Annotated in this window: 11 protein-coding genes; all 11 read right to left on the bottom strand. The window is 59.9% G+C overall.

Annotation, left to right across the window (positions count from 1 at the left end):
- Positions 1-86: 86 nt before the first annotated feature.
- The 11 genes from HMPREF3169_RS11150 to HMPREF3169_RS11100 all read right to left on the bottom strand — a co-directional run bounded on the left by HMPREF3169_RS11150 (position 87) and on the right by HMPREF3169_RS11100 (position 14,052).
- Positions 87-2,144: a bifunctional metallophosphatase/5'-nucleotidase gene (locus HMPREF3169_RS11150; protein ID WP_070456564.1), complete on the bottom strand. Its 2,058-nt coding sequence runs from the start codon at positions 2,142-2,144 to the stop codon at positions 87-89.
- Between the two features lie 240 nt (positions 2,145-2,384).
- The gene (locus HMPREF3169_RS11145) at positions 2,385-4,676 is read right to left on the bottom strand and encodes a RelA/SpoT family protein (protein ID WP_070456748.1); all 2,292 of its coding nucleotides are present in this window, start codon (positions 4,674-4,676) and stop codon (positions 2,385-2,387) included.
- A 67-nt stretch (positions 4,677-4,743) separates the two neighbouring features.
- A complete protein-coding gene (locus tag HMPREF3169_RS11140; protein WP_062038815.1) occupies positions 4,744-5,298 on the bottom strand; it encodes an adenine phosphoribosyltransferase in 555 nt (184 codons plus the stop codon).
- A gap of 50 nt (positions 5,299-5,348) precedes the next feature.
- A complete protein-coding gene (locus tag HMPREF3169_RS11135) occupies positions 5,349-6,998 on the bottom strand; it encodes an ABC transporter substrate-binding protein (RefSeq protein ID WP_246815637.1) in 1,650 nt (549 codons plus the stop codon).
- A 32-nt stretch (positions 6,999-7,030) separates the two neighbouring features.
- Positions 7,031-8,224, bottom strand: coding sequence for a protein translocase subunit SecF (gene secF / locus HMPREF3169_RS11130; RefSeq protein WP_070456562.1), 1,194 nt, complete (start codon positions 8,222-8,224; stop codon positions 7,031-7,033).
- Between the two features lie 2 nt (positions 8,225-8,226).
- A complete protein-coding gene (secD, locus tag HMPREF3169_RS11125) occupies positions 8,227-10,011 on the bottom strand; it encodes a protein translocase subunit SecD (RefSeq protein ID WP_210387494.1) in 1,785 nt (594 codons plus the stop codon).
- 234 nt (positions 10,012-10,245) lie between these two features.
- A complete protein-coding gene (gene yajC / locus HMPREF3169_RS11120) occupies positions 10,246-10,593 on the bottom strand; it encodes a preprotein translocase subunit YajC (RefSeq protein ID WP_082787706.1) in 348 nt (115 codons plus the stop codon).
- A gap of 60 nt (positions 10,594-10,653) precedes the next feature.
- Positions 10,654-11,739, bottom strand: coding sequence for a Holliday junction branch migration DNA helicase RuvB (gene ruvB, locus HMPREF3169_RS11115; protein ID WP_070456558.1), 1,086 nt, complete (start codon positions 11,737-11,739; stop codon positions 10,654-10,656).
- A 66-nt stretch (positions 11,740-11,805) separates the two neighbouring features.
- Complete coding sequence (gene ruvA, locus HMPREF3169_RS11110) at positions 11,806-12,420, bottom strand: Holliday junction branch migration protein RuvA (protein WP_070456556.1); 615 nt, start codon at positions 12,418-12,420, stop codon at positions 11,806-11,808.
- A gap of 102 nt (positions 12,421-12,522) precedes the next feature.
- A complete protein-coding gene (gene ruvC / locus HMPREF3169_RS11105; RefSeq protein ID WP_061922809.1) occupies positions 12,523-13,104 on the bottom strand; it encodes a crossover junction endodeoxyribonuclease RuvC in 582 nt (193 codons plus the stop codon).
- Between the two features lie 192 nt (positions 13,105-13,296).
- A complete protein-coding gene (locus tag HMPREF3169_RS11100) occupies positions 13,297-14,052 on the bottom strand; it encodes a YebC/PmpR family DNA-binding transcriptional regulator (RefSeq protein WP_070456554.1) in 756 nt (251 codons plus the stop codon).
- Positions 14,053-14,143 lie beyond the last annotated feature (91 nt).

The following is a 14,143-nucleotide window of genomic DNA, read 5'->3' as shown; positions in this document are numbered from 1 at the left end:
ACTATCACGCATTTCCTTCACGGAGCTTGGATAGACAAAGGCACCGTGGAGAAGATTCCACGGTGCCTTGCTTTAGACTGCAGTGCTTAGATGTTGAACTGCTTGCGCAGGTTCTCAATGAAAGCACGCACCGGCGCCGGCAGCATGTGCATGTTCATGCCCACCACGCCGATGATTCCCACGATGGCAGCGATGACACCCGCGGCAATGCCCAGGCCCTTGGACGAACCGGAGTTCAGGGAGGAAAGGGAGCTCAGCGAGGAGCTGTCGGCAGTATCGCCCTTGCCAGGCTCGTCGCTGCAGGTGGCGTCGTCAAGCGGCAGCGTTGCCTTAGTACCAGCGTCGGTGGTGATTTCGAGCGGGGTATCGCAGGTGAAGTCCGCCGGCACGTTAAGCTTCAGCGTCGCGCGGCCGGGCTCACCGAATTGGTCGTCGCCGTCCTGCTTCGCGTTGTCGATATCCGCAGTGGCGGTCTCCTCCCCCAGCTTGACCGTGGCGGTCTTTGCCATCGGCTCGCCCTCAGAGGTGTAGTTGAGGGAGGACAGCTCCACGGTGATCTCATTGCCCGGCTTAACCTCGCCGGTGATGTGAGCGCCAATCTGGCCCTGACCCTCACGAGCGGCTGGCTTGCCAGCCTTGATGTAATCAATCATGGCCTGAGTGTCCATGTAGCCCAAGTCCACAACATCCTTGATGGCGCCCTCAGCGAAGTAGCCGTCGCCGCCGCCGATGAGGAAGGTGGACAGCGCGATGGTGTAGTCCTTGCTCGGGTCGACCTGCTCACCGTCGATGGTCACGGACTTAATGCGGCTACCGTGCTCACCGGTCTGGTCATAGACCACCTGCACGTTATCGGAAAGGCCCATGGCTAGGCGCGGACGAGATGAGCCTTCCTGCCACTGGTTCTCCAGAGCGTTGATGAGGTCAGCGCCGGAAACCTTGCCGTAAGCCACGGAGTTGCCGAATGGCTGCACCGTGAAGACATCCTTGTAGGTGACCTCGCCTGCAGGCAGGTCCGCGCGGACACCGCCGGCATTCATGACGCCCAGGTCGATCTTCTTGCCCACGGCCTTCGCCACAGATTCGCGCTGTGCCTGCGCGATGAAGTTGTTCAGGGTGGATTCCACGCCGCGGTTGGAGCCCGAACCCTTGCCCTCATCGGAGCCACGGAAGAGCGCCTCTGGCATGGTGCCCACGACGTCAGCACCGAGCTCCTCCGCCTTGGCCGCAGCTTCATCGACGATCGCGGCGATTTCGGCATCCTCGCTAAGCGACGCCGCGTCCGTCGCGTCATACTGCTTCATCTTGATGTCGGTGACCTTCTTCGCCTTGGTGTCGAAGGTGATATCCAGGTCATTGAGCAGCTTGCCGTACTCATGCCCCTCCGCCCACTGCAGCGGCAGGGCGCCCTCGCGGGCGACCTCGCCCTGGGTCTTCACGTGGGTATCGCCGCCGAAGAGCGCGTCAACGTCGGTGCTGAATCCGTCGGCGAACTGCTCGGCATCCTCGTGGAAGAGCGCGATGACGACGTCAGCCTCGCCGGACTCCTTCAGGCGCTTTGCCTCTTTATTTGTGGCCTCAACTGGGTCGGTGAAGGTCACGCCTGGAATCATTGCCGGGGCAACCTTGAACTCGGTGTTCTGGGTAACGGTGCCAACAAAACCAACCTTGACGCCGCCGATTTCCTGGACGGTGGAAGCATCGAGAATCGGCTTGCCATACTGCAGGACGTTTGCGCCCAGGATCGGAAATTTGGAGTGCGGCTGGATACGGTCCCGCAGGTCATCGATGCCCTTATCAAACTCGTGGTTGCCCACTGCAGTAGCATCGAGGCCCATCGCGTTGAGAACGTCCATGGTGTACTCGTCCGCGGAGATGGCGGAGATATATGCAGAACCGCCCACGTTATCGCCGGAGGAAGTCAGCGCATATTCTTGGCCTTCGTTGACCTTCTTAATCAGCGACTGCAGCAGAGCCGCGCCCATCTCATCGCCGGGCTTTGCGGTCTTGTCCTTGGGCAGACCATTTTCCAAATGACCGTGGATGTCAGTAATGTTGCTGACGGAGATAGTCACGGTGTTCTCCTGCGCGAAGGCAGGGGTTCCGCTGAGAGCGACGGCAGTAACGGTAGAGGCAGCGAGCAGCTGGCCAAAGCGACGAAATCCACGAGTTCTCCTGTTTCATGAGAGAGGTACGGACATCTTGTTTATAGTCGCTTTGAGGCACCTTTGCAGTCCACATGAATGCCATTACCTGGCGTTTTACCGGGCATGCCCGGAAAGTTCACCTGCCCGCAAACCGCCAGCTATATGGCATTAAGAAACCCTCACCCTAGGTTGGGTGAGGGTGACGGCGTCCCGCCGTCACGGTCTGGGCTTTACTTTCTAGGCCGTTACGCGGTAGACGTCGAAGACGCCCTCGGTGTTGCGCAGCGTGGTCATAAGCTGCCCCAGTTGCTTGGTATCCGAGATGGAGAAGGTAAAACGCATCGTGGCGATGTGGTCATCACCGCGATTGGAGCTCATGGACAACACGTTGAGCTTCTGCTCACTGAACACGCCGGTCAGCTCAGCCAGCAGGCCTTGGCGGTCGATGGCCTCGAGCTGGACGCTCGCAGCAAACTCGCCGGCGGCGCCCTTGCCGGAGGACCACTCCACCTTCATCATGCGCTCTGGTTCCTGCTTGAGCTTTTCGGCATTGGTGCAGTCTGCACGGTGAACCGAAACGCCGCCGCCACGGGTGACGAATCCGAAGATGGCGTCGCCAGGCACGGGCTGGCAGCAGCGCGCCAGCTTAGCCATGACGTCGGGGCTACCCTCCACCAGGATGCCGGTTCCCTTCTCGGAATCGGTGGTGCGTTGAGTGCGGGAGTTCTCCAACTCCGTGAGCGAAGTACGTAACGCCAGTGCCTCAGCGGCATCGTCTTGGTCGCCGAAGAGCGACATCAACTGGTTAGCCACGTGCTGGGCCGAGACGTGGCCCGCGCCGATTGCCGTGTAGAGCGAATCGACGTCGTCAAAGTGCAACTGCTCTGCCACTTGGCGCATCGAGGATGCGGTGAACAGGCGGTGCATCGGCAAGCCTCCGCGCTGGATTTCCGCGGCCAAAGCGTCGCGACCGGCCTCTAGGTGCTCCTCGCGGCGCTCCTTGGCAAACCACTGGCGCACCTTCGCCTTCGCGCGCGGCGATACTAGGAACTCCTGCCAGTCACGCGAAGGACCGGCATTCTGATCCTTCGAGGTAAAGATCTCTACCTTGTCGCCGGACTTTAGCTGGGATTCCAACGCCACCAGCTTGCCGTTGACCTTCGCACCGATGCAGCGGTGCCCCACCTCAGTGTGGACGGCATAGGCAAAGTCCACCGGCGTGGACCCCGCTGGCAGAGTCACCACATCGCCCTTGGGCGTGAAAGCAAAGATCTGCTTGGTGGTCAGGTCATAGCGCAGCGAGTCTAAGAACTCGTTCGGGTCTGCAGCTTCCTTCTGCCAATCCAGCAGCTGGCGCATCCACGCCATCTGGTCGACTTCGGCATCGCCGGCGCCGTTCTTGCCCTTTTTCTCCTTGTAACGCCAGTGCGCGGCCACACCGAACTCGGCGTTGTAATGCATCTCGTGCGTACGCACCTGAACTTCCAGGGTGGAGCCGCCTTCTGCAATCACCGTGGTGTGCAGCGACTGGTAGACGCCGAAGCGCGGGGAGGAAATATAGTCCTTAAACCGGCCCGGCAGCGCTTGGTAGAGCGCGTGGACCACGCCGATGGCGGCGTAGCACGAATTGACGTCATCGACCAAGATGCGGATGCCCAGGAGGTCGAAGATCTCCGCGAAGTCGCGGCCACGGACCATCATCTTTTGGTAAATGGACCAATAGTGCTTCGGGCGGCCCATGACCTCGGCCTGAATGCCGTTTTCACGCAGCGCCGCACCAACCTGCTTCTTGATCTCCTTAAGGGCGCGATCGCGCGAAGGCGCGCGATCTGCCACCATGCGTACAATCTCGTCGTACTTCTTCGGGTACAAGATGGCAAAGGAAAGGTCTTCCAGCTCCCACTTCACGTTCGCCATGCCGAGGCGGTGCGCCAGCGGCGCGATGACGTCTAGGGTCTGGCGCGCCTTCTTTGCCTGCTTCTCTGGCGGCAAAAAGCGCATGGTGCGCATATTGTGCAGGCGGTCGGCGACCTTGATAACCAGCACGCGCGGGTCAGTAGCCATGGCCACGATCATCTTGCGGATGGTCTCCGCCTCCGCGGCGGCGCCCAAGGCTACCTTGTCCAGCTTCGTCACGCCGTCGACAAGCCGGGCAACCTCCGGGCCGAAGTCGCGCGTGAGGTCATCCAACGAGTAGTCAGTATCTTCCACCGTGTCATGCAGCAGCGCCGCGACGATGGTGGTGGTGTCCATGCCGATCTCCGCGGCAATTGTCGCGACCGCCAGCGGGTGCGTAATGTAGGGCTCCCCCGACTTGCGGAATACCCCCTCGTGAAGGCGCTCAGCAGTGTCATAAGCATTGTTGAGCGCTTCTGCATCGGCCTTGGGGTGAAACTGCCGGTGAATGGACATAAGCGGGTCCAAAACCGGGTTGATCTTTACCCTGCCGCCGGTCAAAGACCGCGCTAAACGGGCAGACATGCTGCGCATGCCGCCATTGGGGCGCTTTGTCGACTTCTCAGTGGTCACGGCGTCGCCCTCCTCATAGGTCATGGGGGTGATGTGTTTGGCCTAGTACGGCCTTAGCCACATCATTCTAGCCGGTCGCGCCCGCCTGATTGAGCACTACCAGCGGAACATCTGCCAATCGCTCGCGGCCGGCTAGGCCATTGACCTCTAGCACCACGACGTTTCCGGCAACTTCCGCACCCGCGGACTCCAAAAGCAACTTCGCGCCGTAGAGGGTGCCACCGGTTGCCAGCACGTCGTCGACAAGCACGACACGTTTGCCCTTGATGTCCACGCCATCGGCCGGAATCTCCAGCGCCGCGGAGCCGTACTCTAGGGTGTATTCCTGGGTCAGTACTGGTGGCGGCAGCTTGCCTTTCTTGCGGATGGCCAGAATTCCCAGGCCCAGCTTATAGGCCACGGCTGACCCCAGCAGGAATCCGCGGGCATCCAGGCCGCCGATCATGTCGGCGCCCAGGTCCTTACAAGCCTGCGCAAGGCCATCGACGACGGCTTGGAAAGCATCGGCGTCGGCTAGCACGGGCGTGAGATCCTCAAAGAGGATGCCCTCCTCCGGGAAGTCCTTCACTAGGCGGACTTTTTCCGCCAGTGCACGTGCAGCGTCTGAATAAACTTCACTCACGGTCTAAAAATCCTTATTAAAAATCAGTGTTAAGTGGAAAGTTCTGCGCACTAGCTCGCGGAAGCGCTCACGGCCCAGCGGTCCATGTTCCAGCCAATGCCCGCGCTGCCAGTGTAAGGCACTACTCCCTTGACGTTGCGATCCACGATGAACACGCGCGGCTGTGCTGCCACCGGAATGGAAGGCACATCCTCCCAGAGCTTTTCCTCCGCGCCTCGAATCTCCTTCAGATTCGAGATATCGGCATCGGGCGTGGTGTACTCGCTCATTGGATCGACAGGACCCAAGAAGACGTCGATGGTAGGCGTCCATGTAACCGGATCCATCTCGAGGTAATGCTGGGACATGTACTCGGCGGACTGGTCCTCGATGGTGATGCCGGCCGGCTCGCACATGGACTTAATTTCCTCCACCATCGCGGCATAGCGCTCATCGGGGCCTAAGTAGCCAATCTTGATGGTATTGCCCGAAAGTTCCGAGGCCTTGGTCATGTCCGCCTTCTTGTGCGCATCCGCGATATCGCTAAGGTGTGTGCCTACCGGGTCGGAGTGACGCAGGGTGCGTGTGTAGACCGGCGGCACGTCCACGCCGGAGATGTCCGAACTGACCTTGGCCAGGCGGGACTGGTCGATGCAGGCCGCGAAGGCTTGACGCGCCCACGGCTCCTGAAAAACGCCAGCCTGCGACAGCGTCAACGCATCGGTCAACCCGCCGACGGTGGGCTCAACCTCATAGGGGCTTTCCTCGTCGGCGGCCGGCAGCCACTTCGGCTTAGCGGAGCCTGCGTCGACGACGCGCAGGTTACCAGACTCCCGCAGCGCCTTGGCATCTGCGGTATTTGGCCACACCACAACCCTGTCAGTAGAGGGCTGATCACCAAAGTATTCCTCGTTGGCGCGCAGGATGACCTCGCCGGACTCCCCGACCTTATCCACGACGAAGGGGCCAAAGGAAACCTGCAGCGCGGGATCAAAGTCCTCGGCTGTCGTGGAGAAACCGTAGCGCCAGGTCTCGGCGACCTGTTGTAAGGACGCAGGATCCTGCGTGGACAGCGCCGCGTTGAGCTCTTCTAGGTTCATCCCGGCCTTCTTAGCCACGGCATGCGCCGGCATGACGGTGCCCGGGCCAAAGAGGTAACGCCACCTATCGCCTTGGTCCTTGTTGAAGGTGATGGTGAACTTCTTCGCGTTGGGTGCGCAATCAAAATGCGCGATCTCGCTAGTAAGCGGCATGTGCGAACCAAACTCGGCTGGCATGACGCCAGCGGTATATGCCAACAGGTAGTCATCGCAGGTCACCGGAACGCCGTCGGAGAAGGTTGCCTGCTCCGACAAGGTGAAATTGACCTGCTTATATGGGTTCTCCGGGCTGGCCGGTATCTCCTCGGTCTGCACCAAGTCCGAGTTTGGAATCATCTGCCCCGATGGGCCCGGCATGTAGATGCCTGGGTATAGGCGGCTCGACAGCTGGGCCGCATTCGCAGCGTTACCAAAGGACGTTCCCGCATTGGTGGTGGCCAGGCGGGTATTGACCATGTAACCGAAAAAGTCCGTGGAGTGAGAGCCAGAATCCTTGGCTTGCCCAGCGGAATCCTCGCCTGCCCCATTCGAACACGCCGTTGCGCTTAGCCCGACAACGGCGAGGAGCGCCATCGCAGCTCGCTTGCTCCAATGACGCTCGTTCTGTGGTGTGTTTACCACGGTAGTACTCGCTCCTTTTCACCCCGTTGTGCTTAACGGCCCGGGCGCCAGCTTGCGCCAGCGCTGCCCGGCGTATCCAGGTTACGCGGGGTGCCATTCTCGCCAGTGCTTGGCGACGCCGCCTTCTCGCCTGTTGCCGCACGCTGCGGCGAAGCCACGGTTCGCGAACCCTTGGCCGCCTCTGTTGTGTCTTCTTCGGTGGCATCCTCGCCGTGCTCGGCTCGGAAGGCCTTGACCGCAGCATTGTGCTTCTTTACTGCCTTGCGGCGGTTAGCCAAGGTAACCAGCAATGGAGTAGCAAGGAAGAGCGAGGAGAAAATGCCCTCGATAACGCCGATCAGCTGGATAAGCGCGAGATCGCGCAGGGTGCCGATGCCCATGAGCCAGACCGCGATAACAAACAGCGCGATGATTGGCAGCACGGAGATGATCGAGGTGGAAATCGAACGCATGACGGTCTGGTTCGTAGCCAAGTTGGCCAGCTCGCCGTAGGTGCGCTTGCGCTGCCCCTCGAAGCCTTCGGTGTTCTCGTTGACCTTGTCGAAGACGATGACAGAGTCATAGATGGAGAAGGTCAGAACGGTCAGCAGACCGATGATGACGGCCGGGGAAACCTCCAAGCCGAACAAGGCGTAGATGCCGGCGATGATCACGCCGTCGAGAATCAGCGCCAAAATGGCGGCGAAAGCCATGTCGCGCTGCAAGCGCACTGCCACGTAGATGGTGGCTGCGACCAAGAATACGAGCATGGCCAGCAACATGCGCTCGGTGATGGAAGAACCCCAGGACTCAGAGACCGTGGAGGAGCCGATCGCATCCGGAGTGGCCTCGCCGGATTCGTCCTTCGGCTCATACTTTTCAAAGATGGCCTGGCGAGCGGTGTCGACCTGCTCCTGGGAAAGGCGCTCGGTGGTGATTTCGAGGGTGCGGGAATCGCCGGCGCCGACAATCTGCACCATCTCCGGCTCGATGCCGGTTGCTTCCTCGAAGGTGACTCCTACCTGCTCGGCCACGAGGTCGCCTGCAGGCATGTTGAGCTTGGTGCCGCCCTCGAAGTCGAGGGAGAGGCTGAAGCCGCGAATGGCGATGGCCAAGACGGCGGCAACCACGAGGGCTGCGGTGATGGCGTACCAGGTCTTGGAACGGCCAATGAAATCGAATCCGCCCTCGTCCTCGTAGAGGCGGTCCAGCTTGGAAATTTTGTGGGACTTAACGCTAGAGGTCATGCTTACTTCTCCTCCTCAGACGGGCGGGACGCATCGGATTTTCCTGCCGCCGGGGTCTTTGCGTAGTAGCCGCGGGCACGGCGCTCCTCGACGAGCGCGTAGATGCCACCGAGACCATTCATTGCGGGCTTCGCAGCCGCAGGCTTGCCGCCGATGAGCTGCATAAGCGGCGCCATAACGAGGAAGGAAACAACCAAGTCGAAGGCAGTGGTAAGGCCCATGGTGAAGGCGAAGCCCTTAACCTCACCGATGGAAAGGAAGTAGACGATGACGGCGCCGATGAGCGTCACGGCGTTACCTGTGACGATGGTGGCACGCGAGCGCTCCCAGGCCTTGGTAGCAGCGGAACGGAAGGAGCGGCCCTCGAGCAGCTCATCCTTGATGCGTTCGTAGTAGACCACGAAGGAGTCAGCCGTGGCACCCACACCGATGACCAGACCAGCGACGCCGGAAAGATCCAGGGAGTAACCAATCCAGCGGCCCAGCAGAACTAGGGCGCCGTAGGTCAGGATGCCGGAGGCAACCAGCGTGATAAGGGAAACGCCGGCGAGTGCGCGGAAGTAGTACAGGGAGTATGCAGCCACGAGGAGGAAGCCGACGATGCCGGCGATAAGGCCCGCCTTCAAAGCTGCCTTGCCCAGTGATGGCGGAACAGTCTCGACAGTGCCGCCAGGCTCGCCGTTGGAACCGGTAAAGGAAAGCGGCAGTGCGCCGTACTTCAGGTTATTAGCCAGGCTACTTGCTTCTTCCTGGGAGAAGTCACCGGTGATGGAGGTAGCAGAACCAACCGGGGTTGCGCCCTGGATGACAGGTGCGGAGATAACCGCGGAGTCAAGGGTGATGGCAACCTGCTTCTTCAGGTTCTCCTGGGTCAGCTTGGACCACGTCTCAGAGCCGTTCGGGCCATCGCCGTCCTTGAACGCGAAGCTGATTTCCATCTGGCCAGTCTGTGGGTTCAGCCCACCATTGATCGGCTTGTTGGTGTCGATCTCGTTACCGGTCAGGCGGGTGCCGTTTGGATCCTTGATGCCCTCGAGAAGCGGGGACGGCGCCAGAATATACGGCGTCTTATTAGCAAAGTCACAAGCCACGAACTGCTTAGCTGGATCGTCGGTGCCGGCGAGCGGATCGGTATCGGCGTCGCAACGTATCAGTGCGGAAGCCGCGGAGATGGTCGTGGCGTCTTCAGACTGGCGGTCCTTGAGCAGCATCTTGGTCATCTCATCGCGGAAGTCTGCCTTCTCAAGCGAGTTGGAAGGCTCTTCCTTTGGCTTAGCGGTAACCTTCGGTGCCTCGGACTTCTTGGCGTCCTTGTTGCCGGCCTGCTCTGCGCCCTGCTGGATTGCGTCGTTGACCTTCTTCAGGGATTCATTGGCCTGCTCAGGGGTGATAACGCGGTATTCCACCCAGCGGTTAGCCATATCCTGCAAGGTGTCTTCCAGCTTGGACATATCCGGCATCGGCTGCTGCGCAACAGGGCGGAACAGAAGCTGGGAGGTCTGGCCCACTGCCTGTGCCTGGGAGGCGTCCTCGCCAGGGACGGTGATAACGAGGGTGGATCCGTTAATAACCACCTCGGAGCCAGAAACGCCCATACCGTTGACGCGCTGTTCAAGGATGTCGCGTGCCTGCTTGAGCTGATCCGGCGTCGGTTCCTCTCCCTGCGGAACGAGGGTCACGCGGGTACCGCCCTGCAAGTCGATGCCGAGCTTCGTCGAAGCCTCGCGCGGGCCGGTAAGGAAAATAAGGGCATAAATTGCAACGACGATTAGCGCAAACAAGGCCATGGCGCGCTTGGGCCATTGCCTGTTTTTGTTGCGCAATGCGCCACGATTTTTTGCGGACAAGAAGTTCTCCTGTGCAACTAGAAACAGGGTTTAACAAATTAAAAGTGAATAATTCGTGCGGCCAATGTTTTACTGCCCCACGAGCACGATCCCTCATGCTACGTCATGGACGGGCCATTAACTCAACAGGCTCTTAGCTTTTAGCACTGAGTGTGACCAGCGCTACAACAGCAGCTAACGCTGCGAATCCTCAGCAGACTCAACAGGCTCAGTGGTCCCATCCGCAACGCGTGCATTGTCGACGTCGGGGGCCTCGCCAGGCTGCTCGGTTTCAACGGTGCGCACGATGGCCATCTTGTCGAAGGTTGCGACAACGCCTTGGGCAATCTGTAGCTGCACATCGCGTTCGGTGGTGGCAACCACAGTGCCGTGCATGCCGCCCGCAGTAATAACTTCCTGCCCAGGGGCGAGGTTCTCCTGGAGATTGCGCAGCTTGTTCTGGTGCTCCTTCTGCTTCCGCATAGTCATGAAGCTAGGCAGGATAATAAGGAGGGCGATAACGAGTAGAAATGCGTATTCCATAACAGGACAGTGTGCCAGAAACCCACATCTAGCGGCTGCCAAAACGCCGCGACGCGGCTTCTAAAACAGCGTCTCGCCCAACGTACCCTCGGGCGGTTCCAATCCAATATGGCGCCAGGCGGCTGCGGTAGCCACGCGGCCCCGGCCAGTGCGGGCAACCATGCCGGCGCGCACGAGGTACGGCTCGCAGACTTCCTCCACCGTGGAAGGCTCCTCACCCACCGCTACTGCGAGGGTGTTGACACCAACCGGGCCGCCGCCGTGGCCCTTGATGAGTGCTTCCAGCACCGCGCGGTCGAGGCGGTCCAGACCTTTTTCATCGACGTCGAAGACGGCCAGCGCGCCCTGCGCTGCGGCGAGGTCAATGTGGCCGTCACCGTTGACCTCGGCAAAGTCACGCACGCGGCGCAGCAGGCGATTCGCAATACGCGGCGTACCGCGCGAGCGAGAACCGATCTCTACGGCAGCATCTTCATCGATGGAAACGTCCAAAATCTTTGCCGCACGGGTGATTACTCGTGTCAGATCAGCAGTGTCGTAGTACTCCATCTGCGCAGTGAAACCAAAGCGGTCACGCAACGGGCCGGTTAGCATGCCGGCGCGGGTGGTAGCGCCCACCAAGGTAAAAGGCGGAATCTCTAACGGGATGGAAGTAGCACCAGGGCCCTTGCCCACAATGACATCGATGCGGAAATCCTCCATCGCCATGTACAGCATTTCTTCTGCCGGACGTGCAATACGGTGGATCTCATCAATGAATAGGACGTCACCTTCCATCAGGTTAGACAGCATGGCAGCCAGGTCACCGGCACGCTCTAGCGCTGGGCCGGAGGTCATGCGCAATGACGTGCCGAGTTCCTGCGCAATGATCATCGCCATGGTGGTCTTACCCAGGCCAGGCGGGCCCGAGAGCAACACGTGGTCTGGAGTTAACCCACGATTCTTAGCACCCTTCAACACCAGTGAGAGCTGTTCGCGCACTTTGGGCTGGCCGATGAATTCCTCAATGGACTTCGGACGCAAGGAACGCTCAATGTCGTGCTCGCCCACCTGCTCGCTCGCGTCAATGTCGAGGTTGCGCTGCGGCGCGCTCGGGTCAGCGAGCCCCTCAGGGAGCTGAAACTCAGTGCGTTCTACATCGGACATGCATTCTCACTTAATTTAGATAGTCGGGCGGGGGTTAAGGCTCAAAGCGAATATGAACTGCGAAAGTTACTTCTTGCGTCCCAATTGTGCCAGTGCACCGCGCAGGACGGTAGAAGTCTCCGCTGCCGGATCTGCCTCCACAATAGATTCCACGACGGGCCGCGCCGCCTTATCGCTAAAGCCTAGACCAACGAGCGCTTCCACGACCTGCTCGACCACCGGCGCATTGACCACAGCGGAAGTACCCGTTGTAACTTCGCCGGCTCCTGCTTGCGGGGCAAAGACGCTGACCTTGTCCTTCAGCTCTAGCGCTAGGCGTTCTGCCATGCGCTTGCCCACTCCAGGAATAGACTGCAGTGTCTTTGCATCACCGCTAGAGATTGCCGCTGCCAACTGCCCCGCTCCCATCACGGACAGCGCCGCTACTGCCAGCTTTGGCCCCAGGCCGGAGACGGACTGCAGCACGTGGAACATCTCGCGGTCTTCATCGTTGCCGAAACCATACAAAGTCATGGAATCTTCCTTGACCACCATGGAGGTAAGCACGGTGGCTTCCTCCCCGCGACGCAGGGTTCCAAGAGTTACTGGGGTGGCGAGAAACTTATACCCCACGCCCGCGCATTCGATGACAGCGTGGTCGAGGCCGATGGTCAACACGGTTCCGCGTAGCGAGGCAATCATGTGGGTGGGGCTCCTTTATTTTGACGGGATGAAACTTAAAGCGATGAAACAGTAAGTAAAGCAGTGCGAGTCTGGATAGCGTCATGCTGGCCAGCGCCCCGGCTACGTACCAGACGATGTCCGCGGCTTATTGGCCCGGCCCTTCACGCCGCTGGTCTTAGGCCAAGAGCCGGTGCTCTCCCCCACGCGGGCCAAAGCGGGTGCACGCCAACAGTGGCATACGGCAAGTGCTAGGGCATCGGCGGCGTCGGCAGGCTTGGGTGCTTCACTCAAGCCAAGGATACGGGTAATCATTACCGTCATCTGCTTTTTATCGGCGCGGCCATTGCCGGAGATGGCTTTCTTTACCTCAGACGGGGTGTACATGTGCACTGGGATGTTGCGCTCAGCAGCAGCAAGCACCACCACGCCAACCACATGGGCGGTCTGCATGACGGTGGAGACCTCACCGCGTTCGAAGACGCGCTCGATAGCGACGACATCGGGACGGTAATCATCCATCCACTCTTTAACTGCCACCGAAAGACGCAGGAGACGCTCGGTTAGTTCTTTATCGCTCGGCGTACGTGCCACGCCGACTGCCACGGGAATCACCGCGCGGCCGCGCCCAGCCTGGACTACCGAAAGGCCACAGCGGGTAAGCCCTGGGTCAATGCCCATGACGCGCAAGCCTTCAAGGTTCACGGCAAGCCTTTCTGTGGGTAGTTGGATTTGAAATCCGAGCGAAGTTCAGGAAAAAAAGATCCTTCCACATCATACACACACATGTTCTAAAAATGGAGCGGGGCCAAAACGAGCAACCGCGCCTTTTCTCCTTATCGCCTAAGCGAGGCGGAGAATAAGGCGCGGTGCGAAGTAGCAGAGCCTGGCTAAATGTTAGTCCTGCTCGAGCTCAGCCAGAACCTCTTCAGAAAGATCCATGTTGGTGTAGACGTTCTGCACGTCATCAGATTCTTCCAGTGCGTCAATGAGGCGGAAGATCTTACGAGCATCAGCGGCACCCAGCGGAACCTCAACAGATGCGCGGAAGTCGGTCTCATTGTCATCGACCTCGATGCCAGCCTCAACCAGGGCTTCCTTAACTGCCGGGATATCGCTCGGCTGGCAGACAACCTCGAACTTCTCGCCCAGGTCGTTGACCTCTTCAGCGCCTGCTTCCAGAACTGCCATCAGCACGTCATCCTCGGTCAGCTCGCCCTTGTTAACCAAAACAATGCCGGTGCGGGAGAACATGTAGGCAACGGAACCGGACTCGCCGAGGTTGCCGCCGTTCTTGGACATTGCGGTGCGAACATCGGTGGCTGCACGGTTGCGGTTATCGGTAAGGCACTCGATGAGCATTGCCACACCGTTCGGGCCGTAGCCCTCGTACATGATGGTCTCCCAGTCGGCACCGCCGGCCTCTTCGCCGGAGCCGCGCTTGCGGGCGCGCTCAATGTTGTCGTTCGGCACGGAGGCCTTCTTGGCCTTCTTAATCATGTCATCGAGAGTCGGGTTAGCAGCCGGATCGCCACCACCGGTGCGGGCCGCGACCTCGATGTTCTTAATCAGCTTGGCAAATTCCTTGCCACGCTTGGCATCGTTAGCAGCCTTCTTATGCTTGGTAGTAGCCCATTTGGAGTGTCCGGACATTTCATCCCTTTCATTGTGGCTCTATGAAACTTCCTGCAATTATACGGACGGGCGTAGAGCAGTTGAAAACAGCCCCCACCGTTTTTCCGGC

Source organism: Corynebacterium sp. HMSC08C04, assembly GCF_001807495.1.
Classification (GTDB): Bacteria; Actinomycetota; Actinomycetes; order Mycobacteriales; family Mycobacteriaceae; genus Corynebacterium; species Corynebacterium simulans.
This window is presented reverse-complemented; position numbering and strand designations above follow the sequence as displayed.

Coding starts and splice junctions, on each gene's coding strand:
- ruvB (WP_070456558.1), bottom strand. CDS start 11,739: ATGTCCGATGTAGAACGCACTGAGTTTCAGCTCCCTGAGGGGCTCGCT.
- ruvA (WP_070456556.1), bottom strand. CDS start 12,420: ATGATTGCCTCGCTACGCGGAACCGTGTTGACCATCGGCCTCGACCAC.
- secD (WP_210387494.1), bottom strand. CDS start 10,011: ATGGCCTTGTTTGCGCTAATCGTCGTTGCAATTTATGCCCTTATTTTC.
- yajC (WP_082787706.1), bottom strand. CDS start 10,593: ATGGAATACGCATTTCTACTCGTTATCGCCCTCCTTATTATCCTGCCT.
- secF (WP_070456562.1), bottom strand. CDS start 8,224: ATGACCTCTAGCGTTAAGTCCCACAAAATTTCCAAGCTGGACCGCCTC.
- HMPREF3169_RS11100 (WP_070456554.1), bottom strand. CDS start 14,052: ATGTCCGGACACTCCAAATGGGCTACTACCAAGCATAAGAAGGCTGCT.